The sequence below is a fragment of the Corallococcus exercitus genome, assembly GCF_042231735.1.
In the GTDB taxonomy this organism is placed as follows: Bacteria; Myxococcota; Myxococcia; order Myxococcales; family Myxococcaceae; genus Corallococcus; species Corallococcus exercitus_B.
Window position 1 is genome coordinate 4,320,407 of record NZ_CP102577.1, and the last position, 24,182, is coordinate 4,344,588.

At 71.8% G+C, this 24,182-nt stretch carries 24 protein-coding genes; 8 read left to right on the forward strand and 16 right to left on the reverse strand.

Annotated elements, in window-relative coordinates; all coding sequences use genetic code 11:
- The first annotated feature begins 3 nt into the window (after positions 1–3).
- The 3 genes from NR792_RS16675 (at position 4) to trxA (ending at position 2,369) form a co-directional block, all read left to right on the forward strand.
- Positions 4–978: an Ig-like domain-containing protein gene (locus NR792_RS16675; protein WP_375761016.1), complete on the forward strand. Its 975-nt coding sequence runs from the start codon at positions 4–6 to the stop codon at positions 976–978.
- A 55-nt stretch (positions 979–1,033) separates the two neighbouring features.
- Positions 1,034–1,945 (forward strand): LysR substrate-binding domain-containing protein, encoded by a 912-nt coding sequence (locus tag NR792_RS16680; RefSeq protein ID WP_375761017.1) that lies wholly within the window; start codon positions 1,034–1,036, stop codon positions 1,943–1,945.
- A gap of 97 nt (positions 1,946–2,042) precedes the next feature.
- Positions 2,043–2,369, forward strand: coding sequence for a thioredoxin (gene trxA, locus NR792_RS16685; protein WP_375761018.1), 327 nt, complete (start codon positions 2,043–2,045; stop codon positions 2,367–2,369).
- A gap of 3 nt (positions 2,370–2,372) precedes the next feature.
- Here the strand turns inward: trxA and NR792_RS16690 are convergent, their stop codons facing one another.
- The 3 genes from NR792_RS16690 to NR792_RS16700 all read right to left on the reverse strand — a co-directional run bounded on the left by NR792_RS16690 (position 2,373) and on the right by NR792_RS16700 (position 5,859).
- The gene (locus NR792_RS16690) at positions 2,373–4,064 is read right to left on the reverse strand and encodes a DHHA1 domain-containing protein (RefSeq protein WP_375761019.1); all 1,692 of its coding nucleotides are present in this window, start codon (positions 4,062–4,064) and stop codon (positions 2,373–2,375) included.
- Between the two features lie 158 nt (positions 4,065–4,222).
- Positions 4,223–4,798 (reverse strand): TlpA family protein disulfide reductase, encoded by a 576-nt coding sequence (locus tag NR792_RS16695; protein ID WP_375761020.1) that lies wholly within the window; start codon positions 4,796–4,798, stop codon positions 4,223–4,225.
- The gene (locus NR792_RS16700) at positions 4,795–5,859 is read right to left on the reverse strand and encodes a CFI-box-CTERM domain-containing protein (RefSeq protein WP_375761021.1); all 1,065 of its coding nucleotides are present in this window, start codon (positions 5,857–5,859) and stop codon (positions 4,795–4,797) included. The genes NR792_RS16695 and NR792_RS16700 overlap by 4 nt, the downstream gene beginning before the upstream one ends.
- Before the next feature lie 113 nt (positions 5,860–5,972).
- Here NR792_RS16700 and NR792_RS16705 point away from each other — a divergent pair, with 113 nt between their 5' ends.
- The 3 genes from NR792_RS16705 to NR792_RS16715 all read left to right on the forward strand — a co-directional run bounded on the left by NR792_RS16705 (position 5,973) and on the right by NR792_RS16715 (position 8,075).
- On the forward strand, positions 5,973–6,266 hold the full coding sequence (locus tag NR792_RS16705; protein ID WP_375761022.1) for a hypothetical protein: 294 nt from the start codon (positions 5,973–5,975) through the stop codon (positions 6,264–6,266).
- 152 nt (positions 6,267–6,418) lie between these two features.
- Positions 6,419–7,654, forward strand: a complete 1,236-nt coding sequence (locus tag NR792_RS16710) for a S1C family serine protease (RefSeq protein WP_375761023.1) — start codon at positions 6,419–6,421, stop codon at positions 7,652–7,654.
- A gap of 151 nt (positions 7,655–7,805) precedes the next feature.
- On the forward strand, positions 7,806–8,075 hold the full coding sequence (locus NR792_RS16715) for a vegetative protein (protein ID WP_375761024.1): 270 nt from the start codon (positions 7,806–7,808) through the stop codon (positions 8,073–8,075).
- A gap of 36 nt (positions 8,076–8,111) precedes the next feature.
- Here NR792_RS16715 and NR792_RS16720 read toward each other — a convergent pair whose 3' ends face one another.
- Positions 8,112–8,852, reverse strand: a complete 741-nt coding sequence (locus NR792_RS16720; protein WP_375761025.1) for an RNA methyltransferase — start codon at positions 8,850–8,852, stop codon at positions 8,112–8,114.
- A gap of 72 nt (positions 8,853–8,924) precedes the next feature.
- Here NR792_RS16720 and NR792_RS16725 point away from each other — a divergent pair, with 72 nt between their 5' ends.
- Both NR792_RS16725 and NR792_RS16730 read left to right on the forward strand, forming a co-directional pair.
- Positions 8,925–9,494, forward strand: a complete 570-nt coding sequence (locus NR792_RS16725; RefSeq protein ID WP_375761026.1) for a hypothetical protein — start codon at positions 8,925–8,927, stop codon at positions 9,492–9,494.
- Positions 9,495–9,569: 75 nt separating this feature from the next.
- Positions 9,570–10,526: a phosphoribosylaminoimidazolesuccinocarboxamide synthase gene (locus NR792_RS16730; protein WP_375761027.1), complete on the forward strand. Its 957-nt coding sequence runs from the start codon at positions 9,570–9,572 to the stop codon at positions 10,524–10,526.
- Between the two features lie 27 nt (positions 10,527–10,553).
- Here the strand turns inward: NR792_RS16730 and purB are convergent, their stop codons facing one another.
- The 12 genes from purB to NR792_RS16790 all read right to left on the reverse strand — a co-directional run bounded on the left by purB (position 10,554) and on the right by NR792_RS16790 (position 24,115).
- A complete protein-coding gene (gene purB, locus NR792_RS16735) occupies positions 10,554–11,867 on the reverse strand; it encodes an adenylosuccinate lyase (RefSeq protein WP_375761028.1) in 1,314 nt (437 codons plus the stop codon).
- Positions 11,864–12,823, reverse strand: coding sequence for an ABC transporter substrate-binding protein (locus NR792_RS16740; protein ID WP_375761029.1), 960 nt, complete (start codon positions 12,821–12,823; stop codon positions 11,864–11,866). The genes purB and NR792_RS16740 overlap by 4 nt, the downstream gene beginning before the upstream one ends.
- Entirely contained in the window at positions 12,820–15,888 is a 3,069-nt protein-coding gene (locus NR792_RS16745) for an SUMF1/EgtB/PvdO family nonheme iron enzyme (protein ID WP_375761030.1), read from the reverse strand. Before NR792_RS16745 ends, NR792_RS16740 begins: the two co-directional genes overlap by 4 nt.
- A gap of 114 nt (positions 15,889–16,002) precedes the next feature.
- Positions 16,003–16,458 (reverse strand): dUTP diphosphatase, encoded by a 456-nt coding sequence (gene dut, locus NR792_RS16750; RefSeq protein WP_375761031.1) that lies wholly within the window; start codon positions 16,456–16,458, stop codon positions 16,003–16,005.
- Positions 16,459–16,534: 76 nt separating this feature from the next.
- Complete coding sequence (locus NR792_RS16755; protein ID WP_375761032.1) at positions 16,535–17,545, reverse strand: M23 family metallopeptidase; 1,011 nt, start codon at positions 17,543–17,545, stop codon at positions 16,535–16,537.
- Positions 17,546–17,556: 11 nt separating this feature from the next.
- Positions 17,557–18,354: a hypothetical protein gene (locus NR792_RS16760; protein ID WP_375761033.1), complete on the reverse strand. Its 798-nt coding sequence runs from the start codon at positions 18,352–18,354 to the stop codon at positions 17,557–17,559.
- Between the two features lie 643 nt (positions 18,355–18,997).
- The gene (gene pnp, locus NR792_RS16765; RefSeq protein WP_375761034.1) at positions 18,998–21,154 is read right to left on the reverse strand and encodes a polyribonucleotide nucleotidyltransferase; all 2,157 of its coding nucleotides are present in this window, start codon (positions 21,152–21,154) and stop codon (positions 18,998–19,000) included.
- 402 nt (positions 21,155–21,556) lie between these two features.
- Complete coding sequence (gene rpsO, locus NR792_RS16770; RefSeq protein ID WP_014398807.1) at positions 21,557–21,826, reverse strand: 30S ribosomal protein S15; 270 nt, start codon at positions 21,824–21,826, stop codon at positions 21,557–21,559.
- 125 nt (positions 21,827–21,951) lie between these two features.
- Entirely contained in the window at positions 21,952–22,281 is a 330-nt protein-coding gene (locus NR792_RS16775; protein ID WP_375761035.1) for a hypothetical protein, read from the reverse strand.
- A gap of 1 nt (position 22,282) precedes the next feature.
- Positions 22,283–23,146, reverse strand: a complete 864-nt coding sequence (truB, locus tag NR792_RS16780) for a tRNA pseudouridine(55) synthase TruB (RefSeq protein ID WP_375761036.1) — start codon at positions 23,144–23,146, stop codon at positions 22,283–22,285.
- Between the two features lie 10 nt (positions 23,147–23,156).
- Entirely contained in the window at positions 23,157–23,516 is a 360-nt protein-coding gene (gene rbfA / locus NR792_RS16785) for a 30S ribosome-binding factor RbfA (protein ID WP_120523869.1), read from the reverse strand.
- On the reverse strand, positions 23,513–24,115 hold the full coding sequence (locus tag NR792_RS16790; protein WP_375761037.1) for a DUF503 domain-containing protein: 603 nt from the start codon (positions 24,113–24,115) through the stop codon (positions 23,513–23,515). The genes rbfA and NR792_RS16790 overlap by 4 nt, the downstream gene beginning before the upstream one ends.
- Positions 24,116–24,182: the final 67 nt, after the last annotated feature.

Consider the following 24,182-nt stretch of genomic DNA (forward strand, 5'->3'; position numbering starts at 1 on the left):
CCCATGCCCCTTCCCATACGGCTCCTGCTGTCCTTGGTGGTCATCGGCTTTGGAGCCTTCGCCTGTGGCGATGAGGCGTCCCCCATCCCCAACACCCCTCCCACCCTGACCGGCCCCACGGTGCAGGCCGCGAGCGTGACGTCCGGCACGCCCGTGGCGATGACGTTGGAGGCGTCGGATGCTGACGGAGACGCACTCACCTACTCCTGGACACAGCTGCCTGCCTCCCCAGCGGGCACCTTCGACAACCCCTCCGCGGCCCAGCCCTCCTGGACCGCGCCCGACGTGGAGGGGGCCCAGAGCTTCACGCTGAAGGTGACCGTGAGCGACGGCAAGGGCGGCTCCACCGAGGGCACGCTCGACGTCTCCGTGCGAAAGACCAACCAGGTGCCCACCGTGAGCGTCACCGCGCCCACGTCGCTGGTGGCCGGGACGACCGGCACGCTCACCGTCACCGCGAGCGATCCGGATGGCGACCCGCTGACCTACACGTGGACGCAGCTTGCACCGGGCACCCCGGGCACCTGGGTGGGTGGCACCACCGGCGCGAGCGCGCAGTGGTACTCGCCCGTCGTCGCGACGCAGACCGAGTTCACCTTCTCCGTGAGCGTCTCGGATGGGGTGGGCCTGCCCGTGGTGCGCAACGTCACCCTGCCCGTGTCGGTGCCCCGCTACGGCGCGGACGTCCAGGCCGTGTGGAGCTCCGTGGAGTGCACGAAGTGTCACGGCAAGGCCGGCGCCCTGAGCCTCGCGGCGGGCAGCAGCCACGCCAGCCTCATCAACGTCACCTCCAGGGCCTGCGGCAGCCTCCAGCGCGTCACGCCCGGGGACCCGGACAACTCGGCGCTCATCCGGAAGATGGAGGGCACGGCGTGCGGAGACCGCATGCCGACGGGCAAGCCGGAGTACTTCGATCAGCACCCGGGCCTGAACGTCCTCGTGCGCTCGTGGATCCTCGCGGGCGCGGCCAACGACTGACGGCCGCGCGACAGAGGCTCGCGCCCCTTGCGGCCGGGGCATAGGCTCCGCCCTCGTGGCCGCCAACCCGCCCCTGCTGGATGACATGCTCCTCTTCGCGGAGGTGGTGGCGGCGGCCAGCATCACCGCCGCGGCGGAGCGCCTGGGCCTGCGCAAGTCCACGGTGAGCCGCCGGCTGGCGGCCCTGGAGGAGCGCCTGGGCATCCGGCTGCTCGAGCGCAACACGCGCAGGCTCCGCCTCACCGAGGCGGGCCGCGAGTACCACGCGCACTGCGCGCGGCTCGTCGCCGAGGCCCGCGAGGTGAATGCGGCCGTCAGCGAATCGCGAGGCACGCCCCAGGGGACGCTGCGCATCGCCACGCTGTCCCTGCTGGGCGAACTGCTCACGCCCGTCATCGCCGAGCTGCTCCTGCACCAGCCCCGGCTGCGCGTGGAGGTGTCACTGGCGCAGACGCACGTGGACCTCATCGCGGAGGAGTACGACCTGGCGCTGCGCACCGGGCCGCTCGCGGACTCGTCGCTGATGGCGCGCAGGCTGGGGCGCGTGCGCACGGGCTACTACGCCAGCCCCAGCTACCTGAGCCGCCACGGCACGCCCCGGACGCCCGAAGCGCTGACGGCCCACGAGTGCATCCTCCTGGCCGAGTCCGGCACCGACGAGGTGTGGTTCTTCGGCGAGGGCAGGAGCGCGCGCACGGTGCCGGTGACGGGCCGCCTGCGCGTGCCGAGCGAGCGCGCGGGCCAGGCGGCGGCGCGCGCGGGGCTGGGCATCGTGCGGCTCGCGGCGTCGCTCGTGGCGGACGACGTGCGCGCGGGGCTGCTCGTCCCCGTGCTCGCGGCGGACACGCCCCCGGGCCTGCCCATCTTCGCCGTCTACCCGAGCAGCCGGCAGCTGCCCCTCAAGGTGCGCGCCTTCCTGAAGCTGCTGTCCGCGCGCGGCGCCGCGCTCCCGTGGGAGGAGGAATAGGGGCTCCTGGCGGAACAATGCGTCCCGCGCGGGGGGCTCCTCCCCGCCCCCGCCCGCGGTTACATCCCCTGCACACGAACCGCAGGGAGGGTGGGACATGGCAGGCAACGTCATCGAGCTGGGCGACGCGGAGTTCCAACGCGAGGTGCTGGAGTCGCAGGAGCCGGTGCTGGTGGACTTCACCGCCACCTGGTGCCCGCCGTGCCGGGTCATCGCCCCGGTCATCGACACGCTGGCCGCCGAGTACAAGGGCCGGATGAAGATGGTGAAGCTCAACGTGGACGACCACCCGAAGACGCCCGAGCAGTACGGCATCCGGGCCATGCCCACCCTGCTGTTCTTCAAGGGTGGGAAGGTGGTGAAGCAGGTCGTGGGCGCCGTGCCCAGGGCGAAGCTGGAGGAGGCCGTGCGCCAGGTCCTCTGACGCTCAGCCGACGCCGCCGGACGGCACCGGCCCGGCCAGCCGCGACTCCACGAAGCGCCGGGTCGCGGTGAGCGCCGCGTCGATGCCGTCCGCGCGCGAGCCGCCGCCCCACGCCACCTCCGGCGAGCCGCCGCCCTTGCCGTCCACGCAGGGCGCCGCCTGGGCCATGAGCTGGCCCGCGTCCACGCCCCGGCCCCGGAGCGCCTCGCTCGCGGCCGTCACCAGCACCACCTTGTCGCCGCGCGTGGCGGTGAGCACCACGCCCACGCTGCCCGCCGCCTGCCGCAGCGCCTCCATCAGCGCCTTGAGGTGCGGGGCCGGCGCCTCGCCCAGGTGCGCGACGACGAGCGACGTGTCGCCCCAGCGCGTTGCCTCCTGGAGCAGCTGGAGGGCCTGGTCCGCGGGCGGCACGCTCACGGGCGCCGCGGCCTGCGCGGGCTTGCGGCGCGCCTCCTGCTCCAGCCGCGTCAGCCGCTCGCGCAGGGCCACCACGCGGGGCATGGGCTGCGGCCAGTTGTGCAGCGTCTGCGACAGCGGCGAGAGCTCGCGCAGCCGGGCCTCGCCCTCCAGCCGGGCCGCGGCCTCCAGCGCCGCCTCCAGCGCGTCCACCTGTTCGCGCAAGGCCTGGGCCGCTTCGCGCGGCGTCTGGCCCGTGGGCGGCGTGAAGGGCAGCGTCAGGGGGCCGAAGCCGGCGACGCCCTCCCCGTCGATCTTCCGCATCATCGCGTGCGCGGCGGGCCGCACGCCGCCGTTGACGTAGCGCTGCAGCGTGCGCCACGCGTACTGGCGGAAGCCCGACAGGTGCTTCACGTGGAAGGCCGACCACCGGGGTACCGGCTGGGAACCGCGCAGGCTCTTGAACGGATCCGCGCCCGGCCCCAGCTCGATGGTGAGCCCCACCTCCAGCGCGTCCTGCATGAGCCGGTGCACGAGCCCGCGGTACAGCCCCAGCTCCTGCGGCAGCGCCAGGTCGTAGCCGAACATGGGGGACCAGACGACGTCCTGGCTGGTGTGGGTGGCGTAGAAGCCATCCACGCGCCCGTCCTTCACCGCGAGCCGGTACTGGAAGAGCCCCTCGCGCAGCGTCCACGCGAAGAACTCCTCCGTGTAGTCCAGCGTGGAGTGGTACTTGTCCGCGTTGAGCGACCGGTACAGCTCCCGCAGCCGGGGCGCGCAGCCGGGCATGTCCCGCCCGTCCACGATGCGGTAGCCCGCGGCCTCCAGGAGCCGCCCGTCGCGGCGCCGGTTCTCGCGCACCTGCCGGCTGACGTCCTGCGTGGGCAGCGTCATGCGCGTGTGCGCCGCATACACGAAGTCGTAGCCCCGCGACGCCAGCGTGCTGAGCAGGGGCGACGCGCCCGCCGGGTTGATGGCGGGGAACAGGATGGCGTGCCCGGGGAACCGCTCCACCAGGAAGGCGGTGAGGCGCGCCACCTGGTCCTCGTCGAGCCTCACGTGGAGGTTTCGCAGCACCAGCCAGTGGTCCACGTAGACGCACTTGTCGATGCGCGCCGCCTTCAGCATCGCGCCCAGCGTCCGCATGGCCCCGCGCATCACCACCGCGCGCGCCGCGCCATAGGTCTCCGCCGTCACCGCCGCCACCGGCAGGCCGATGTAGCGCACCCACGTCGAGTGCAGCGGCGAGTTGTCGTACTCCGCCTCGTTGATGGCCAGCGGGATGCGCAGGTCGTCCATCGCCACCAGCCGCAGGGGGTGCGGTCGCTGAGGAAGGTGGTGCTGCCACGCTTCATCAGCGGGACGAAGTAGTCGCGCGCCAGCCGCGCTTCCGGCGTCTGCGGCCAGGAGCACGCGTCGACGGTGTCCGCGTCGTGGAGGGTGTCATGCCCCCCAGTCTATCGCTTGAGGGCGCGCTCGATGCGGCGGCGGAGGCCGTCCTCGGACAGCATGCCGCGCTGGGCGTCCATCACCTTGCCCTCGCGGTCCAGGAAGTAGAGCGTGGGCAGCGCGTTCACCTGGAAGGCCCGCGCCACGTTGTCGTCCGCGTACACGACGTAGGGCCGCAGCTCCGGCTGGAAGCGCTGGAGGAAGTAGTCCACCTCCTGCGTCGCCGTCGCGCCGTCGTCCCGGCTGGCCGCCACGAAGACGAGCCCCTGGGACTCGTACTCCTTGGCCAGCTTCACCAGGTAGGGCATCTCCTCGCGGCACGGCGGACACCAGGTGGCCCAGAAGTCGAGCATCACCACCTGGCCCTTCAGGTCCGACAGCGCCAGCGAGCCGCCCGCGTGCTTCGTCATCTCGAAGGAGGGCGGCGACGCCCCGTCCGGCACCAGCCGCGCCCGCTGCGCCTCGCGCACGCCCAGGAACGCCAGCGCGGCCAGCCCCAGCACCGCCACCACGGACAGCGCCGTCTTCGCGCCATCCCCGCGCGCGCCCGGCTTCGTCCCCTCGGTTCCAGCCTGCTGTGTCATCCGCGCTCCCTTCGTGTCAGGCGGCCGTGCACCCGCGTCAGGGCCCAGCGCACCCCGGCCTTCACCCGCGGCCGGCGCACCACCCACGCCGCCAGCGGAGGGCCCCAATAATAGTACCCGTCGATGAACCCCTGGCCGAGCCGGCTCTTCCTGAGCACGTCGTCCCGGAACGCCCGGAAGGCCACCAGCTCCGGCGCCCCCTCGCCAAAGGCCGCCGTCACCACGAAGCACGACGACGCGGGGCTCACCCACATCAGCTTCCCGTTGGTGAGGTTCACCACGGCCTTCAGCTCGCGCTGCTCCGTGTAGAGGAAGGCCAGCAGGTCGCGCCGGGCCGCGGGGAACTCCTGCCCGGACGCCTCCTCGAAGTCGATGCGCGTGGTGACGGCGCTGCCCACCTCGTCCACCGTGAAGCGGTAGCGCTTGGAGCTGCGCCGGTGCTCCACCTCCAGCGCCTTCAGCTCCCCGAAGTAGGCCAGGAAGGGCACCCGGCACGCCGGGCACACGAAGCGGTGGTAGGCGTGCGTCGGGATGAAGGCGTAGTCCCCCAGGCGCTTGCAGCCCGTGTTGGGACAGATGAGCTTCACGGTCGCCTGGGACGCGTTGCGCGGGTCGTAGCGGGACTGGCCGCTTCCCTTGTCGAACACCGGCGGCGGCCGCGACGGCTGCCCCACCATCTGCCGCGTGGGGTGCGCGGCCCGCTCCAGCTCCTGGGCCCGGCGCCACGCCAGCTCCGCCGCCTCCAGCCGGCCGTCCGCGGTGTGCACCAGCGCCTCCGCGTGCGCGCGCAGGGCCGCCACCAGCCGGTCCACCAGCGGCGACACCGCCGGCTCCCGCGCCACCGCGAAGGCCTCCGCCAGCACCCGCTCCATCTCTGGCAGGAGCGCCTGGGCCGCCTTGCGTGACGGGTCCTCCGCCCGCCGGTACACCGGGGGCTCCGGCAGTTTCGCGAACAAGGCCGAGGCCTGGGCCCGCACGCGCTCCAGCGCCGCGTCCCCGCGTCCCACGTCCAATCCCGCCGCCCGCGTCTGGGCGGCCCTGATGAGTTCTTCGGGCTGCAAGCCCGTGGACCTTAAGGGTCCCCAGGCCCCCTGTCAGCGACTCCCGAGCCCCCTGTCAGGAAACTCGCCATGCGGCCGGGGCCGATGTAAGACGACGTAGGAGGATGTGAATCATGGGCGTGTTGAAGTTCCTGGTCTGGACGACCTGCGCGGTGGGTCTGGGCGTCTTCCTGGCGCGGGGCAACGTGGGTGGCCGCTCTCCGCTGGAGCACATGGAGCGCACCTGGAAGCGCTCGGTGAACCCTTCCACGATGGACAGGGTGAAGGGCAGCGTGGAGGGCGTGCTGGAGGACGCGAAGGGCGCCGTGTCCCAGAAGTCCGCCAACGCGGCGGGTTCGGGCCCGCGCGAGCGCATCACCGCCGAGGACCGGGCGGCCATCAACGACATCATCGCCAAGAAGCGTTAGGTGACGCGTTGGGTGACGCGTCAGGCGATGCGTCAGGCGCCGTCGCCCTCCGGGGCCTGTTGCTGATCGCGCTCCGCCCCCTTCCGCCCGCCCCACCCCGTGCCTAGGTTGCGCCGGGGCGTTGGGTTGGACGGTGGTGGAGAGGCGGGCCCATGGGTTGGACGCAGGTCGGGGGCGTCATCAGGGTGGCGGTGCTGGCGTGCGCGCTGGGAGCAGCAGGCAGCGCCGGAGCACGGGCGCCCGACAAGCTTTGGTTGGAGGCGCGCAACCGCGCCGTCTCCCGGCAGCACTCCAACATCAGTGAAGTGGCCCGCAAGGCCATGCCGGCCGTGGTGTCCATCACCACGCGCCAGGACAGCGCGGAGGTGGCCCCCGGCGAGGAGCCTCAGCGCGGCATCGGCTCCGGGTTCATCATCCATCCGGACGGCTACATCCTCACCAGCGCGCACGTGGTGGACGGGGCCTCGGAGGTCACCATCTCCATCCGCAGCGCCAACGGCTACGTGGAGGAGTTCCCCGCCACGGTGGTGGGCGAGGACGAGCGCACGGACTGCGCGCTCCTCAAGGTGGACGCGCCCCGGAAGCTGCCGGTGCTGAAGCTGGCGTCCGCGTCCCACGTGGGCATCGCGGACTGGGTGGTCGTCATCGGCAACCCGTTCGGGCTGGCGCACTCCGTGACGGTGGGCGTGGTGAGCTACCTGGGCCGCACGGACGTGACGCCCAACGGCCGCGACGGCGACTTCGACTACGTGCAGATCGACGCGTCCATCAACCCGGGCAACTCCGGCGGGCCGGTGCTGGATTTGCACGGCGACGTGGTGGCGGTGGCCAACGCCGTCAACGTGTCCGGCCAGGGCATCGGGTTCGCCATCCCCATCGACATCGCGAAGACGGTGATTCCGCAGCTGAAGACGCACGGGCGCATGCGCCGGGGGTGGATGGGCATCAGCGTGCAGGACTTCTCCCCGGAGGTGGCGCAGGCGTTCAACCTGAACCCGCGCGGCCGGGGCGTGGTGGTGACGGACGTGGTGGATGACGGCCCCGCGGCCCGCGCCGGCCTGCGCACGGGCGACGTCATCCTGAACATGGACCGGCTGTCCGTGGAGCGGGCACACACCCTGCGCTGGCAGGTGGCCGCGCGTGGCGTGGGCAAGCACATCCGGCTGCAGCTGCGCCGGCTGGGCCGCCCCATGACGGTGAAGGTGAAGCTGGAGGACCTGCCCCTGGTGGAGGCCCCTCCGGCCACGCTGGCGTCCGGGAGCGCGCCGGGCGAGCGCGCCGCCGGGGCCCGCTCCGTCCTGGAGGAGCTGCTCTCCCCGGTTCCCCGCACCCAGGCCGGCCGGCCAGGCGGCATTCCCAAGGCCGGGGACGGCCTGGCCGCCCCCTGACGGATGGGGCCTCCGGGGCCCCGGCGGGTCTCCAGGCTCCTTGCGTTCCGCGAAACCCGGCGATACACCGTCCGCCTTCACATCGTGGCGGATCCACCCACAGGTGGCGCCGCGGGTCTTCCAAGCATCGATTCGCAGGAGAGTCCGTACCATGGCCGAGGCCACCCAGACGACGAAGCTCACCCATTGGCCGCGCACCGCCAAGGGCAGCGGCAAGAAGGCGTGCACCGTGGAGGGCTGCAAGCGCCCCTACCGCGCGAAGAGCTACTGCTTCTTCCACTTCAAGAAGTGGCGCCAGGGCGAGCTGCCCCACTCGCGCTACCGCGTGTGCTCCAAGCCGGAGTGCCGCATCAAGGTGCAGAAGGGCGGCCTGTGCGAGAAGCACTACGCCGAGACCTACAAGAAGGACGCGGCGGCTTAAGTCGCCCCGGCCGTTCTCGTGGCGCCGGCCCCCGCCTCAACCGCGGGAGGTCCCCGGCGCCACGGCGCGGCCCAGATGCTTGAAGGCGTTGAGCCACAGCTCCGCCTCCCGCTGGGTCAGCCGCGCACGCATCAACGTCCGCTCCAGCTCGTGCAGCACGTGCTCCGGCGCCTGCGGGTTGAGGAAGTCCGCCGCCAGCATCGCCGCGCGCATGCGCCCGCTCAGCGCGTTGAGCGTCCCCAGCCGCGCGCCGGCCTCCTCTTCCTGAGGGAGCACGGGTGCATCCGTCAGCCCCTGCCGGTGGCAGAGGTACAGAAGCACCGCGGAGGACTGCGCCAGGTTCATGGACGGCTGCACGTCCGATGTGGGGATGACCAGCAGGTCCTGGCAGTGGGTGAGGTCCTCGTCGGACAGCCCCCGCTGCTCACCGCCGAACAGCAGGGCCACCCGCCCCCGCGTGCTCTCCTCCGCCAGCCGACGCGCCGCGTCCTCCGGCGTCAGCGGGGTGCGCTTCTCCACCTGGGTGCGCGACGTGGTGCCCACGACGTACACGCAGTCCTCCAGGGCCTCCGCCAGGGTGGGGACGACGCGCATGCCCGAAAGGATGTGCCCCCCCTTCACGGCCATCTTCTCCGCGGCACTGAAGTCCTGGACCACGGGTTCCGAGAGAACGAGACGCTCGAAACCGAAGTTCGCCATGACCCGGCAGACCGCACCGAGGTTGTCGGGTGAACGGGTCTGATGAAGGACGACAGTCAGCTCCGCACCTGGACGCATGCCCCGGAGTTTAGCTGGTGGTGCGTCGGCGTGATCGGTATATTCCCAGTGATGCGTCGCTGGGTCCCTGGCTTGCTTCTGTCGCTGTCGCTCCTCACCACCGCCTGCGGTGGCGTGGGCACACCCGTGCGCCCGTCGCTCACGGCGCGGCAGGCGTTGAGCAGCTCGCCGGAAGTGGTGGAGTTCGAGTCCCCGGCCGTCCGGCTGGAGCTCTTCCGGGAGATTGCCCGCCAGTCGGAGCAGGAAGCCGGGCAGTCCGCGCAGGGCGTGGCCCTCTTCCCCATCATCCAGGGCAACGAGTTCGTCGCGGCGCCGGGCTTCGAGTCCCGCGCGGACCTGCTCCAGCCGCCGGACGCGGGCAGCGGCCTCCAGTTCGTCTTCGACGCGCGGACGGGTGACCGTTGGCCGGAGGACCGGCGGGAGAGCCTGCAGGGCCTGTCGGAGCGCGAGGCCGCGGAGCTGGTGGCGCGCACGCTGCTGGCGCTCTGGGACATCCAGCCGGAGGGCGCGGTGCAGGTGGACCGGGCGGCGGGCGCCCCGTACGCGGTCGCCTACGTGGACGGCATCCTGCGGATCAACCCGGCGTTCCTCTATCTGGCATCCGCCTACGGTCCTGCTTCCATGGCGGCGGGCCTCCAGTAGAGTCGCGCGCCTCATGAGCTGGCCCCGCTCCCGCCCCTTTCAGGCGGTCAGTGGCCGGGGCCCCGAGGCGCCTCCGTGAACACCTCCGCCCTCCACGCGCAACTCACCCACACGCTTCGCCAGACGGACCTGCCGTCGCTCGGCACGCCCTACAAGGGCAAGGTTCGCGACACGTACCGCAAGGGCGACACGCTCATCCTCGTGACGAGCGACCGCCTCTCCGCGTTCGACCACGTGCTCACCACCATCCCCTTCAAGGGCGAGGTGCTGAACCGCCTGGCGGCCTTCTGGTTCGACCGCACGAAGCACATCGTCCCCAACCACGTCCTGGACGTGCCCGACGCGAACGTCACCGTGGCGCGCGCCTGCCAGCCCTACTCCGTGGAAGTGGTGGTGCGCGGCTACCTCACGGGCAGCCTGTGGCGCGACTACGAGAAGGGCACGCACACCGCCTACGGGGTGCCCTTCGCCGAAGGGCTGCGCAAGGACAGCGCGTTCGAAACGCCCATCCTCACGCCGTCCACCAAGGCCGAGTACGGCAAGCACGACGAGCCCATCTCCGAGGCGGAAATCCTGTCGCGAGGGCTGGCCACGCCGCGCGACTGGGCCCGCATCACGGAGGCCGCCCGGGGCCTGTTCCTGGAGGGCCAGAAGTGGGCGCGCACGCGCGGCCTCATCCTGGTGGATACGAAGTACGAGTTCGGGAAGGTGGGCGACGAGCTCTTCGTCATCGACGAGATGCACACCCCGGACTCCAGCCGCTACTGGGTGGCGGACGAGTACGAGGCGCGCTTCGCCCGGGGCGAGGACCAGAAGATGTTGGACAAGGAGAACATCCGCCAGTGGCTCATCCGCGAGCGGAACTTCTCCGGCCACGGCGCGCTGCCCGCCATCCCGGACGACGTGCGCGTGGACCTGGCCACCAAGTACGTGGCCGCCTACGAGCGCATCACCGGCACGTCGCTCGCGCTGACGCCCGGCGACGTGCACTCGCGCATCGAGGGGAACCTGCGGGCGAAGGGCTACCTCTAGCCCCCTCGCCCGAGGCCGCACGCCCTTTCAGCTGGCGCGGCCGAAGACGCGCTGGAACACCGCGTCCATCTGGCGCGTGTGGTAGCCCGGGGAGAAGCAGTCGGAGACCTCCTCGGGCGTCATCATCTTGAGCAGGTCCGCGTCGTTGAGCAGGGCCTGCCGGAAGTCCACGCCCTCCTCGAACATCTTCATCGCGTTGCGCTGGACGACGACGTACGCGGCCTGCCGGTCCATGCCCTTGCGCGCGAGCTCCAGCAAGAGGCGCTGCGAGTTCACCACGCCGCCCAGGAGGTCCAGGTTCTTCTTCATCTGCTCCGGGTAGACGCGCATGTTCTCCACCAGGCCCGCGAAGCGGTGGAGCATGAAGTCCAGCAGGATGGTGGCGTCCGGGCCAATCACGCGCTCCACGGACGAGTGCGAGATGTCCCGCTCATGCCACAGCGCCACGTCCTCCATGGCGCTCACCGCGTAGCCGCGCAAGAGGCGCGCGAGCCCCGTGAGGTTCTCCGACAGGATGGGGTTGCGCTTGTGCGGCATGGCGCTGGAGCCCTTCTGTCCCGGCGTGAAGGGCTCCTCCGCCTCGCGCACCTCCGTGCGCTGGAGGTGTCGGATTTCGACGGCGAACTTCTCCAGGCTCGCGCCGACCAGGGCGATGGCGGTGAAGAACTCCGCGTGCCGGTCACGCTGCACCACCTGGCTGGAGGCGGGCGCGGGCGCAAGGCCCAGCTTCTGGCAGACGTGCTCCTCCACCGACGGCGGCAGGTGCGCGAACGTGCCCACCGCGCCGGAAATCTTCCCCACGGCGATGGTGTCGCGCGCGTGCTGGAGGCGCGTGCGGCCCCGGCGCAGCTCGTCGTACCAGATGGCCAGCTTGTGCCCGAAGGTGATGGGCTCCGCGTGGATGCCGTGGCTGCGGCCCATCTGCAGCGTGTGCTTGTGCTCGAAGGCGCGCTTCTCCACCGCGGCCATCACGCGGTCCATGCCCTTGAGGAGCAGGTCCACGCTGTCGCGCAGCGTGAGCCCCAGCGACGTGTCCAGCACGTCCGAGGACGTCATGCCCAGGTGCAGCCAGCGGGCGCTGGGCCCCACGCGCTCCTCCACGAAGGTGAGGAAGGCGATGACGTCGTGCTTCGTGGTGCGCTCAATCTCCTCGATGCGCGCGGCGTCGGCTTCCGTGAAGTCACCGGCGCGGGCGGTGCAGTCCGCCAACGCATCCTTGGGGGCGAGGCCTTGCGCGACCATGCCCTCCAGCGCGGCGAGCTCCACGTCGCGCCAGCGGCGGTAGCGGGCGACGTCGGACCAGAGGGCGGCCATTTCGGGACGGCTGTAGCGTGGAATCACTCGTAGACCTTCACGGCAAAGTCCCGGCGCGCCGCGAACCGGAGCACTTCCAGCGCGACGTCACAGGACGGACCTGACTTCTTCGCGGCGGTGAGGTTGAACGAGAGGTCCAGGCCTTCGGGCCGCGCCACCGCCAGCGCGCCGGGGTCGACCTTCTCGTGGATGATCCGGCTGGCCAACCTCCCCGCCTGCTGACCGAGCGCCAGCGGGGCCGGCGAGAGGGCCAGCGTCGCGCCCTCCTTCACCTGGCTGGCCGTGAGCGCCACCAGCGGCACCTTGCGGGAGGCACTGAAGGCGATGAGCGCCTGGACGACAGAAGCGTTGCCCACGGTCTTGTCCGCAACCATCAAGAGCCCGTCCACCTTCCCCGCCGCGCCCTCCAGCACCTCGCCCACCCGCTCCTGCGCCTCCACGGCCAGCGGGACGATGGTGAGCCCCAGGGCCGCGCCAGCGGAGCGGGCCTGCGCCACCGCGCCCGCCGAGGAGCGCGGGTCATGCAGGATGCCCACGCGCTTCGCGCCAGGCGCCACGGCCTTGAGCGCGGCCAGCTCCGGTCCGAAGTCGCTGGTGAGCGCGATGCCGGTGACGTGGGGCGCCTCCAGGCCGTACTTCTCGTGGTACGGCACCATGGCGAAGAGCACGGGCACGTCCTCGCCCAGCGAGCGGCGCGCGGCGTTGGCGGCCAGCGGCCCCAGGGCCAGCACCAGCGCGGGCTTCTGCGCGGCCAGCGACTTGAAGACGCGCGCGGCCTCCGTGGGGCTCTCCTCCAGGGTCAGCTCGGTGACGTCCGCGCGGGCCTCGGACGTGAAGCCGGCGAGGAAGGAGGCGTACGGCGCCAGGCTCGAGGACTTCACGGCCACCACGCGTGGCCGGGCGGGGCTTCGCGGCGTGGCCTGCGCGAGGGCGACGACGGGCAGGAGGAGCGTGAGGAGCGCGAGCCTCCGGAGCGTCGTCATCGCAGCACGTTCTGGCAGCAGCGGAAGCCCACGTCCGGGGCCTTCAGCGACACGGCCCCCCGCCGGCGCGCGGAGCACCGGGCGCTGTCGCCGGGCGAGCTGAAGGCGCCGCCCTTGATGAGCCGGTCCTCGGTGCCGGGGTAGTTGGAGGCGGTCCACTCGGCGGCGTTGCCGGACAGGTCCATCGCGCCGTAGCCGGAGCGGCAGGCTTGGTTCGTTCCGGAGGCCGCCAGGGCTTTCGCGGGGCCTTCGGTCGTCCCGGTGTTGCAGGCCGTCTGCGCCTGCTCGTCACCGGAGGAGAAGCGCGCGTTGCCGGGGCCCTTGCAGGACTTCTCCCACTCGTCCTCCGAGCACAGCCGCTTGCCGATGCCTTCGCAGGCGGACTTCGCATCCAGCCACGTCATGTTGACGCGGGGCTTGCGGCCGGCCTGGTTGGGGAACTCGAATTCGTCGACGCAGAACGAGTCCACCATGACGCTGTCCAGGCGCATCTCGTCGGTGGAGCCGGACGCCTGCAGGTCCTCCGGGGACGCGCCCTTCTTGAAGCTGCCGCCGCTCACCAGCCGCATGCCGTCCGGACAGTGGTCCCCGGCCATGATGCCGCCCGCCGCGGCGGACGGGCCGGGCGTGGCGGGCGTGGGGCTGTTCTTCGCGGCCTGGGCCTGACGCAGGCGCAGGTAGAGGTAGCCACCGCCCGCGCCCAGCACGACGCCGGCCACCGCGAGGATGATCATCCACATCATCGAGCTGGGCCCGGAGCGGGCCGGCTTCGCCTGCGTGGCCCGCGTCGTGGGGAGCGTGTGCAGGCCGGAGACCGAGGGCGGCAGCCGGCGCGCCGAGGAGCGGACACCCGACACGTCCGGAGGGGGCTCGCCCTTCCGTGAGCGCCCGCCCGTGGAGTTCGTGTCCTGGACGCCGGAAGAACGGACCGCGCCCTGGGCCGCCGAGGCCCGCGAGCCGCGAGGAGCGGACGGCTCCGAGCCGCGACCGTTCACCGAAGACACCGCTCCCGAGGCCCGAGGGTTGCGGCCACCGCGGCTGGAGGAACGGGACTCCGAGGGTTCGTCGTCGTCGGAGCCCCGGCCGGACCGTGACTCCGTGGCGGATGCATCCGCGTTGCGATGGCTGGACCGGCCGTCGGACGCGTCGGCTCCGCGTCCGGAGCGCCCGTCGGATGCCGCTTCACCACGACCGTTGGAACGTGCGTCACCCGATGAGGACTCACCGCGTCCGGAGCGCCCTTCGCCGACAGCGGCTTCACCGCGGCCGTTGGAGCGCAGGTCGCCCGATGAAGACTCGCCGCGAGCACCCGAGCGCGCATCGGCCGATGAGGACTCACCGCGACTGGAACGCCCTTCGCCAACAGCGGCTTCACCACGGCCGTTGGAGCGAAGGTCGCCCGATGAGGACTCGCCACGACCGGAGCGCCCGTCGCTGGACGCTTCACCACGGCCACCGGAGCGTCCGTCGCCAACAGCGGCTTCGCCACGGCCGTTGGAGCGCACGTCGCTGGCGGACGCCTCGCCACGGCCACCACCTGGCTCCGAAGCCCGGCCACTGCGTCCATCGCCAGACGAAGCCTCACCGCCCCGGCCCGAGGACCGGCCCTCGCCCTCCGCGGAGCGGGCCCCACGGGGATCCGCCGGGAACGACGGCTCCTCGGCCTTGGCGAAGATGCGCATCACCGGCTCGGCGGCCTTCGCCTGGGCCGCTCGCGGTTCATCCCCCGCGCGCGAGGCCGCCCGCGGCTCCTGCTGCGTCGCCGCGTCGGGGGCCTGTCCCAGCAGCCGCGGATCCTGCGACGCCTCCGCGCCCTTGCGGCCCGCGGGCGCCACCGCGCGCATCTCCTGCTGCGTCGCCGCGTCGGACACGGAGCGCGCCTCGGGCCCCGTGATGTAGTCCAGCGCCTGCGCGTTCGAGCCCAGGATGGCCGCCAGCGTCGCCGCGTCCAGCGGCTGCGTCGCGTCCGGCGGAGGCGCGTCATCCTGCGCCGGGATGGGCGCGGCGGGCGTGGGCGCCATCGCCACCGGCAACATGCCCGTGGGGACTGGAGGCAGCGGCTTGTTCGCCGCCCTCGCGGCCACCGCGGCCGCGGGCAGCGCCCCCGACGGAGGCACCGCGCGCTGCCTCGAAGCCGCGGCCGGGTGCCGGTGCACCAGCGCCGCGAACTCCGCGTGCAGCTCGCCGCCCGACTTCGGACGGGCCAGCGGGTTCATGTTGAGGGCGCGCCGGTAGAGGGACTCGAACGCGGGCGGCAGGTCCGGATGCCGCACCGACACCTCGGGCACCCCGCCATCCTCCGGGAGCAGTCCCGTCACCATCTCGCCCATCAACACGCCCAGCGAGTACACGTCCATGCGCGTGTCCAGCTCCGCGCCATTCACGTACTCGGGAGCGATGTACGCCGCCGCCCGGTGCCCCTTCTGCGCCTGCACGAAGGGCAGGTGCGGCACCGCGAGCCCCAGCCCGTAGTCCGACACCTTCAGCATGTCCGGCAGGACGAAGACGTTCTCCGGCTTCACGTCCGAGTGCGGCCCGAAGCGGTGCGCCCCGTCCAGCGCCGCCGCCATCTGCGCCAGCAGCGGCTCCACTTCCTTCAGCGAGAACAGCTGCCCCTTCGCCGCGCGCTGCTCCATCATCCGGCGCAGCGTCAGCCCTTCCAGGAGCTGCATCGTGAAGAAGGGCCGGTCCCCGTCCACGCCCTCCTCGTACACGCGCACCAGGTTGGGGTGGTTGAGCTTCTTGCCCACCCGCATGGACAGCGCGAACTGCGTGCGCTCCTCCGGCTGCTGCACCAGCCGGGGCTGGATGACCTTCAGCGCCACCTCCACGTCGATGGCCTGGTCCTGCGCGCGGAAGACGAAGCCCAGCGGCCCCGACCCGACGACCTCCTGGATGGCGTAGCGGTCCGCGACGACGTCGCCCGGCTTGTAGGGCGCGCCCTCCGCTCCCCGCCGGCGCGCCGCCCCCGCCGCCTGGCGCGCGGCCGCGTCGAACTTCTGGCCACACGTGGCACAGGTTTCACTCGTATCGGGGACATGGCTGCCGCAGCGGTAGCAGAGCAAAGCAGTGAAACTCCGGAACAGGGCCGCGGGGGGGCGGCCTCCCCGGCGGGCGGCCGGGAGCCTCCATTCTGCCCGCTCCGGAGCCGTTGAGGAACGACGTTGCGCGCCGGGCCGCTAGCGGCCCGTGGACCCGAAACCGCCGTTACCCCGGGAAGTCACTTCCAGCATGTCCACCTCGCGCAGGGCCGTGGCCGTCACCGGGGCCACCACCAGCTGGGCCACCCGGTCCCCCCGACGCAGGGTGAAAGGGGTGTTGGACAGGTTCACGAGCAGCACCTGCACCTCCCCCCGGTAGTCCGCGTCCACCGTCCCGGGGGAGTTGAGGCACGTCACCCCATGTCGCAGCGCCAGCCCCGAGCGGGGCCGCACCTGCCCCTCGAAGCCCGGAGGGAGCGCGAAGGCCAACCCCGTGGGCACCGCCACCCGCTCCAGGGGCTGGAGCACCCACTCCCCGTCGATGTCGGCCCGCAGGTCCAACCCGGCGGCCAGCTCCGTCTCGTAGCGGGGCAGGGGCAGGGGGTCCGGATGCGAGCGCACCCGGCGCACGGGGACGGTCAGCGAGGGGTCCATGCCCCCTGCCGTAACACGCACCCTGCCCCCCCTCCATTTCCTGGCCCCGACGTCACGGGTCGTGTGGCCCCTGCCCTCACAGCTCGGTCGCGCCGTCCGCCATGCGCAGGGCGGTGCGGAACCCGAACGGGTCCACCGGCCGCGCGGCCAGCTCCAGCTGGTAGTGCAGGTGCGGCCCGGTGGACCGGCCGGTGCTGCCCGACAGCGCGATGGCCTGCCCCTTCTCCACCCGCGTGCCCGGCTTCACCAGCAGCTCCGAGTTGTGGCAGTACGCCGTCGTCACGCCCCGCCCGTGGTCCAGCACCAGCACGCGGCCGTTGACGGAGTCCTCGCTCGCGCGGCGCACCACGCCCGCGGCCACCGCCGACACCGTCGTGCCCGAGCGCACCGCCAGGTCCACCCCCGTGTGCATCCGGCGCGTGCGCAGCGTGGGGTGGACGCGGTAGCCGAAGGGGCTCGTCACCGGAGCGCTCTCCGCCACCGGCCACCCGAGCATCAGCGCCGTGGACAGCGCCAGCGCCTGCGCCGCGCCCACGGAGGAGCCCTCGAAGCCAGGAGGCAGCTGCTTCGCCAGGCGCTCCAGGCTCAGCGCCCCACCCTCCGCGTCCACCCGCTCCAGCGCGAAGCGCGCGGGCACCCGCCCCGCGAACACCGCCGTCACCCGCGCCTCCTCCGACGGGAAGTCCTTCGCGAGCGTGTCCAGGAGCCGCCGCGTCGCCGCCGGTCCCCGCGCGGCATCCACCAGCGTCTCCGGCGCGATGCCCACCTCGCGAGCCAGGGCGAGCGCGGGCTCGCGGGCCTTCGGGTCCAGGGCCTTCAGCGCCGAGTGCGTCCCCCACGCCAGCGCCTCCGCGCTCGTGGGCACGCGCAGGAGCATCGAGGCGGGCAGCGAGTTCGGCACGGGCACCGCCGTGCCGCTCACGCCGTCGTAGTACGCAAGCAGCGGCCGGGCCGTGGTGCGAGTGTGGAAGGCCCAGGCGCCCGCCCGCCGCAAGAGCGCGCCCGCGGGCGTGTGGTGGTACGCGCACCACACGCACAGGAGCGCGAAGGTGAAGTCCAAGAGTCCCCGGGCGCGTCGAGCGAACATGCGTCAGGGCCTCAGCGCAGAAAGGACAGCACCGGGGCCGCATCCCACGCCGCCGCCAGGCCCAGGGGCGCCACCAGCAAGCAGCCCAGGAGCCCACGGGTCCACGCCCGCCGGGGGCCCACCGCTTCACACGCCGCGTCCGCGTGCTGCAGGTTGCGCAGCACCGCGCGCCAGCCCAGCGACACGCTCACGCCGCACAGCGCCGCCACCGCCAGTCCCCGGGCCGCCCAGTCCGACGCCACGTCGCCGAACAGCGGCCGCCACGACAGGTACACCGTGCCCTGGACGAGCCGCGCCACCGTGCACGCGCCCGCGAGCACCACGCCCGCCGTGGCCAGCGGACGCACCCATCGCATCGGCGTGGGCCGCCGCAGACTGCGCCGCAGCAGCGCCTTCCACGAGGAGGACTCCGAAGCGGACGCCGTCACAGGGCGCCAGGGCTCCACGGGCCGGGCTGCGTCGGTCTCGCGGTAGCCGAGCGCGGGCAGCGCCAGGAGCAGGTCCGCCGCCAGCTCCCAGCCCAGGGCCAGGGCCCGCGCCAGCCGGGTGCGCGTCTCCAGGGATACCCAGTCCACCATGGACGCGGTCGCGGGGAACTGGCCCACCCACGCGTCGAACGCGGAGTCCAGCCGGTCCACCGCCGTGAGCAGCCGGTCATCCAGCGTATCCGCCGCCGCGTGCACGCCCACCGCGACCAGCGCGAGCAACCCCAGCGGCATGAACGCCCAGCGGAACGCCCCCAGGAACCGGGACACGTCCGTGAAGAAGCCGCTCGAAGGCTCCGAGGAACTGGATGAATGGGACGGCATGGAGCGCCTCCAGGGCGGTCCCCCATCAACGCGGGAAGCCCTCCCGGGGTTTTAAGCCTCCGGCCGCCCAGGACGAAAACACCGCGCGCCGAGGCCCACCTCCCGCCTCGGTGCTCCAAACCTGTCCGACTGGCGGACCGGTTTCCGCCTCGTGGCTGGAGCGGCCTCCTCTCCCGCCTCGGTTCTCCAAACCTGTCCGACTGTCGGACAGGTTTCCGCGGTACGCCGCCGGGGGACGCGCCTCTCCTGCCTCGGTTCTCCAAACCTGTCCGACTGTCGGACCGGTTTCCGCCGCCCGGATGGAGCGGCCACCCTCCCGCCTCGGTGCTCCAAACCTGTCTGACTGTCGGACAGGTTCTCGCGGTGCGCCGCCAGCGGACTCGCCCCTCCTGCCTCGGTTCACCAAACCTGTCCGACTGTCGGACCAGTTCTCGCGGTGCGCCGCCGGCGGACGCGCCACTCCCGGCGCGGTGCTCCAAACCGGTCCGACTGTCGGACAGGTTCTCGCGGTGCGCCGCCGGGGGACGGTCCCATGCCCCGCAACGACAACGCCCCGCCCCTTCGCGCCCGGAGGCGGGAGGAGACGGGGCGTTTATCCGGAAGCGGCCTTCCTTCACGGAGGGCCGCTACGCGGGGGCCGGACTCAGGCCTTCGCGTCCGGCGTCGCCGCCGGGGCGGCGGCCGCGGCCGGAGGCGTGCCCTGCGCGGTGGCGCGCTCGGCCATGGCCTCCTTGCGGGACAGGCGGATCTTGCCCGTCTTGTCGATGCTGACGACCTTCACCAGCACCTCGTCACCCTCGCTCAGCACGTCCGACACGCTCTTCACGCGCTTGTCGGACAGCTCGGAGATGTGGATGAGGCCGTCGGTGCCCGGGAACAGCTCCACGAAGGCGCCGAACTCGGCGATCTTCCGCACCGTGCCAGTGTAGATCTTCCCGATCTCCGCCTCGCGCGTGAGCGCCTGGATCATCGCGATGGCCGCCTTCACCGCCTCGCCGTTCGCGCTGGCGATGTCCACGCGGCCGGTGTCCTCGATGTTGATGGCCGCGCCCGTGCGCGCGATGATGTCCTTGATCACCTTGCCGCCCGGCCCGATGACGTTCTTGATGAACTCCGGACGGATCTGGATGGTGGTGATGCGCGGCGCGAACTGGCTGATCTCCTTGCGCGGAGCGCTCAGCGTCTTCGCCATCTCCGCCAGGATGTGCTCGCGGCCCTGACGCGCCTGCTCCAGGGCGCGGCTCATGATCTCCGTGGTGAGACCGGTGATCTTGATGTCCATCTGGATGGACGTGATGCCCTTGGTCGTGCCGCAGACCTTGAAGTCCATGTCGCCCAGGTGGTCCTCGTCACCCAGGATGTCGGACAGGATGGCGATCTTCTCACCCTCCTTCACCAGGCCCATGGCGATGCCGGCGACGGGCGCCTTGATGGGCACGCCCGCGTCCATCAGCGCCAGCGTGCCACCGCACACGGAGGCCATGGACGAGGAGCCGTTGGACTCGAGGATCTCGGACACCAGACGCACCGTGTAGGGGAACGAGTCGCTGGCCGGAATCATGTTGCGCAGCGCGCGCTCCGCCAGGGCGCCGTGACCGACCTCGCGACGGCCGGGGCCGCGCAGGGGCTTGGTCTCGTTCACGCTGAACGGCGGGAAGTTGTAGTGCAGCATGAACCGCTTGAAGGCCTGGCCGCTGAGCAGCTCCAGCCGCTGCTCGTCCTCGCTGGTGCCCAGCGTGACGACCACGAGCGCCTGCGTCTCGCCGCGGGTGAACACCGCGCTGCCGTGGGTACGGGGCAGCACGCCGACCTCGTTGGTGATGGAGCGCACCACGTTGTGCGGACGGTCACCGATGCGGCCACCGTTCACGGTGAGCTCACGCATGTGGTCGTACTTCAGGTCCTCGATGACCTGCTTGGCGTGCTTCTCCACCTGCGGGGTGAACTCCGCGCCCAGCTTCTCCTTGAGCGCGGCGACCGCCGCCTTCTTCGCCTTGGAGAGCGCCTCGTAGCGCGCGCCCTTCTCCTTGATGGCGTAGCCGGCCTTCACGCCCTCCAGCGCCAGCTCGCGGACCTGGTTGCGCAGGCCCTCGTCGATGGTGGCGGGCTTCTCGTAGGAGCGGACCTGCTTCTTCAGCTCCGTGCGCAGCTGGTCCTGCAGGTCCAGCGCGGGCTGGGCATTCTGACGGCCGAACTCCAGCGCCGCCACCATGTCCGCCTCGCTGACCTCCTCCGCGCCACCCTCCACCATCACGATGGCCTCACGGCTCACCGCCATGACGAGGTCCAGGTCGCTCTGCTCGCGCTGCTTCGCGGTGGGGTTCGCCACGAACTGGCCGCCCACGCGGCCCACGCGGATGCCCGCGATGGGGCCGTTGAACGGGATGTCCGACACCCACAGCGCCGCGGAGGCGCCGGTGATGCCGTGGATGTCACCCTCGTTCTCCGGGTCCGCGGAGATGACGGACGCGATGACCTGCGTCTCGTAGGCGTAGCCTTCCGGGAACAGCGGACGGCAGGAGCGGTCCACCAGACGGGAGGCCAGCGTCTCCTTCTCCGTCAGGCGGCCCTCGCGCTTGAAGTAGCTGCCCGGGATGCGGCCCGCCGAGTACAGCTTCTCCTGGTACTCCACCGTGAGGGGCAGGAAGTCGACGTCCTTCTTCTCCCGCGCGCTCACCGCGGTGACGAGCAGCATGGTGTCGCCGTAGCGGACCACCACGGAACCGTCGGCCTGCTTGGCCAGGCGGCCCGTCTCGATGCTCAGCTCGTTCTCACCAATCTTGACGCTCTTCTTCAACATGTCGTGTGGCCTCTGTGCCTGCTTCGCGTGCGAGGACCCTTGCCAGCCGCGGCCCGCCCACGTGCGTGGGGCAGGAGCCGCCCGGAAAGGGGCCCTCTGGGATTGAGCGGTCGCCAGGGCCTGAAGCAGGCACATGCCAGACGAACGCTGCCTGTACTGCGGAAACGGGCTCCGTTGCGGAGCGCCGGAGGGATGGACCAGACCTCTTGATCCCTGATCACACCCGCCCACCCAGGGACTTCAGGTCGGCCGGTCTGAACGGAAACCAAAAGAGTCCGCCTCCACCTCTCCCTCGCCCACTCCTTCGCCCACGTCCGCGCTTCTGTTCTGAAACCGTGCTGCGTGCTGCCCAAATGCGCGGGGCGCTGGTGGTGTGCCAGCGCCCCGGGTGCTGCTCGAGGACTACTTGCGGATGCCGAGGCCCTCGATGAGCTTCTTGTAGCGGGCCACGTCCTTGGACTTGAGGTAGTCCAGCATGCGGCGGCGCTGACCGACCAGCTTCAGCAGACCGCGGCGGGAGTGGTGGTCCTTCTTGTGGGTCTTGAAGTGCTCGGTGAGCATGTTGATGCGCTCGGACAGCAGCGCCACCTGCACCTCGGGCGAGCCGGTGTCGGACTCGTGGGTGCGGAACTTCGTGACCAGCTCGCTCTTGCGTTCCTGATGCAACGACATGGGCTTCTTCCTGAATCCCGCTCCGGGGTGACCGCTCGTGCCGCCTGGGTCCGCGGAGGGGTACAGACCCGGCCTCATGGTCCTTCTAACGAGCGGGCCGCTTATAAGCTTCACCCCCTGGGGGGTCAACCTTCGCCGCCCGTCCGTCCGCCCTTCGGGGGTCGGGACAGTGCGAAGACGTACAACCGGCAGCCGCCCGGCATTCCGCCGCCCCCTGGGGAGAGCTCCCGGGCCGTCGCCTCGTCCATCGCCAGGTGCAGGTACATCCCCCCTGGCTCGCCACCGTCGCCCGCCAACAGCTGCCGGGTGCGCGGATACAGCCGCAGGAGCGCCTCCACCACGTCGCCAATGCCCGCCGCGGCGGGGACGCCCAGGGACAGCTCGCGCCGCCCGTCGAAGGCGCCTCGGAGGCCCGGGGCCACGCTCACGGAGATGTCATGGGTCCGGGTGGCCACTTCAGTTGAACACCCGCTGGTAGCGCAGCCGCCCGCCCACCACTTCCGCCATGGCGAGCAGCGCGCCATCCGGGCCCAGCACCCGCACACGGCCCGGCACGGGGGCGACCTCCACAGGGACCCCGTGCAGGACGCGCCGAGCCTCGTCCGCGTTCACCCGGACGGCCGGAAGGTCCGTCAGCGAGTCCGCCAGCGACACCAGCCGCCCGGCCACCGCCTCCCGCGACAGGGACGCCAGCTCTCCCAGGGGCAGCGCGCGCGCCAGGGTGAAGGGGCCGCTCATCGTGCGCCGCAGCGCCTCCAGGTGCGCCCCGCAGCCCAGCGCGCGGCCCAGGTCGTACGCCAGCGTGCGCACGTAGAAGCCCTTGGTGCACCGCACCGACAGGGTCAACCGGTCCGCGGAGAAGTCCCGCAGCACCAGCTCGTGCACGGTGACGGTGCGGCTGGCCCGCTCCACCTCTTCGCCCGCGCGCGCCAGCTCGTACAGCCGCTTCCCGGCCACCTTCACCGCCGAGTACATGGGCGGCACCTGTTCGAAGGTGCCCCGGAAGCGCGCGAGCACCGCCTCCAGCAGCGGGGCCGTCAGCGGGGGCACCGGGGCCTCCGCCGTCGGCTTGCCCTGGGCGTCCTGGGTGTCCGTCTCCACGCCCAGCCGCACCACGGCGTCGTAGGCCTTGTCGCCCTCGGTGATGATGCCGGCGACCTTGGTGGCCTCTCCCAGGCACACCGGCAGCACGCCGGTGGCCATGGGGTCCAGCGTGCCCGTGTGGCCCGCCTTCTTCACCTTCAGCAGGCCGCGCACCTGGCGGACCACGTCGAAGGACGTGGGACCCAGGGGCTTGTCGATGACGAGAACGCCGTCCATGAACCGGGCCCTACCAGCCTTCCTTGCCGCGCACCTCGCGCAGGAGCCGGTCAATCTTATCGCCCTCGCCCACCGACGCGTCGAAGGCGAAGAAGATTTCCGGCGACACGCGCAGGTTGACCGCGGACGTCACCTCGCGGCGCACGAAGCCCTTGGCCGCCTCCAGGCCCTTCTGCGTGTCCGCCTTCTCCTGGTCCGTGCCCAGCATCGAATAGAACACCTTCGCCACCCGTAGGTCCGGCGACACCTTCACGCCGGTGATGGTGATGAAGCCGATGCGCGGGTCGCGCAACTCTCCCCGCGTCAGCAGGGCGCCGATGGCCGCCTGGATCTCCTGCCCCACGCGCTCGGGTCGTGCATGCGTCGTCATTTCTTCTCCCAATCTCGCGGGTTGCGCAGCGCCCGGGCCTTCGCCCGCGCGTCGTCCAGCGTCAAGGTTCCACCATCACCCGTGGGGCGGGACGTCCCGGGCCCGGGGCCCGCGCCCTCGTGCCGCTGGTCCCAGGAGCCCAGCCCTTCGGCCTCCGCCAGCGAACGGTCGCTGCGCAGGAACCGGGCGATGGCCGCCTCCGAGTGCGCATGCGCGTCCTCGGGAGAGAGGTGGGCGTCCTCATCCTCCGGCGCCGGCACCTTCGCCGGGGCGCGGAAGCCCGTCGGTCTCTTGTCCGAGTAGAGCGTGTCCCCGAAGGCGAGGATCTCCGTCTCCCGGGCCATCAGCGGCGCGACGTACATCTCTTCGATGAAGTGGATGATCTTCTCCAGCTGCTCATCCACGTGCGGGCGCTCGTTGCCCACGACAGCCAGGGCCACGGACGCCTTCTGCCAGAGGTCCTGGTCGTCCACTTCCGCGACGGCCACGTTGAAGCGGGCCTTCACCCGGTCCGTCACCCGGCGGAGCACCTGCCGCTTGGACTTCAGCGAGGCGCTCTCCGGAATCTGGAGGGTGAGGCGTGCGACACCGACGAACATAGAGGTCCCCCAGGCCGGCAGCGGCCCTCAGCGCTCCATGCGCGCCAGGGCCCCGCCGACGCGTCGT

What these genes read in the sequence shown, in the direction of transcription:
- NR792_RS16690 (WP_375761019.1), bottom strand. Translation starts at nt 4,064, where the DNA reads ATGGACGACCTGCGCATCCCGCTGGCCATCAACGAGGCGGAGTACGAC.
- NR792_RS16790 (WP_375761037.1), bottom strand. Translation starts at nt 24,115, where the DNA reads ATGTTCGTCGGTGTCGCACGCCTCACCCTCCAGATTCCGGAGAGCGCC.
- truB (WP_375761036.1), bottom strand. Translation starts at nt 23,146, where the DNA reads ATGGACGGCGTTCTCGTCATCGACAAGCCCCTGGGTCCCACGTCCTTC.
- NR792_RS16755 (WP_375761032.1), bottom strand. Translation starts at nt 17,545, where the DNA reads ATGTTCGCTCGACGCGCCCGGGGACTCTTGGACTTCACCTTCGCGCTC.
- pnp (WP_375761034.1), bottom strand. Translation starts at nt 21,154, where the DNA reads ATGTTGAAGAAGAGCGTCAAGATTGGTGAGAACGAGCTGAGCATCGAG.
- rpsO (WP_014398807.1), bottom strand. Translation starts at nt 21,826, where the DNA reads ATGTCGTTGCATCAGGAACGCAAGAGCGAGCTGGTCACGAAGTTCCGC.
- NR792_RS16715 (WP_375761024.1), top strand. Translation starts at nt 7,806, where the DNA reads ATGGCCGAGGCCACCCAGACGACGAAGCTCACCCATTGGCCGCGCACC.
- NR792_RS16675 (WP_375761016.1), top strand. Translation starts at nt 4, where the DNA reads ATGCCCCTTCCCATACGGCTCCTGCTGTCCTTGGTGGTCATCGGCTTT.
- NR792_RS16705 (WP_375761022.1), top strand. Translation starts at nt 5,973, where the DNA reads ATGGGCGTGTTGAAGTTCCTGGTCTGGACGACCTGCGCGGTGGGTCTG.
- NR792_RS16740 (WP_375761029.1), bottom strand. Translation starts at nt 12,823, where the DNA reads ATGACGACGCTCCGGAGGCTCGCGCTCCTCACGCTCCTCCTGCCCGTC.
- NR792_RS16710 (WP_375761023.1), top strand. Translation starts at nt 6,419, where the DNA reads ATGGGTTGGACGCAGGTCGGGGGCGTCATCAGGGTGGCGGTGCTGGCG.
- trxA (WP_375761018.1), top strand. Translation starts at nt 2,043, where the DNA reads ATGGCAGGCAACGTCATCGAGCTGGGCGACGCGGAGTTCCAACGCGAG.
- NR792_RS16695 (WP_375761020.1), bottom strand. Translation starts at nt 4,798, where the DNA reads ATGACACAGCAGGCTGGAACCGAGGGGACGAAGCCGGGCGCGCGCGGG.
- dut (WP_375761031.1), bottom strand. Translation starts at nt 16,458, where the DNA reads ATGGACCCCTCGCTGACCGTCCCCGTGCGCCGGGTGCGCTCGCATCCG.
- NR792_RS16760 (WP_375761033.1), bottom strand. Translation starts at nt 18,354, where the DNA reads ATGCCGTCCCATTCATCCAGTTCCTCGGAGCCTTCGAGCGGCTTCTTC.
- NR792_RS16720 (WP_375761025.1), bottom strand. Translation starts at nt 8,852, where the DNA reads ATGCGTCCAGGTGCGGAGCTGACTGTCGTCCTTCATCAGACCCGTTCA.
- rbfA (WP_120523869.1), bottom strand. Translation starts at nt 23,516, where the DNA reads ATGACGACGCATGCACGACCCGAGCGCGTGGGGCAGGAGATCCAGGCG.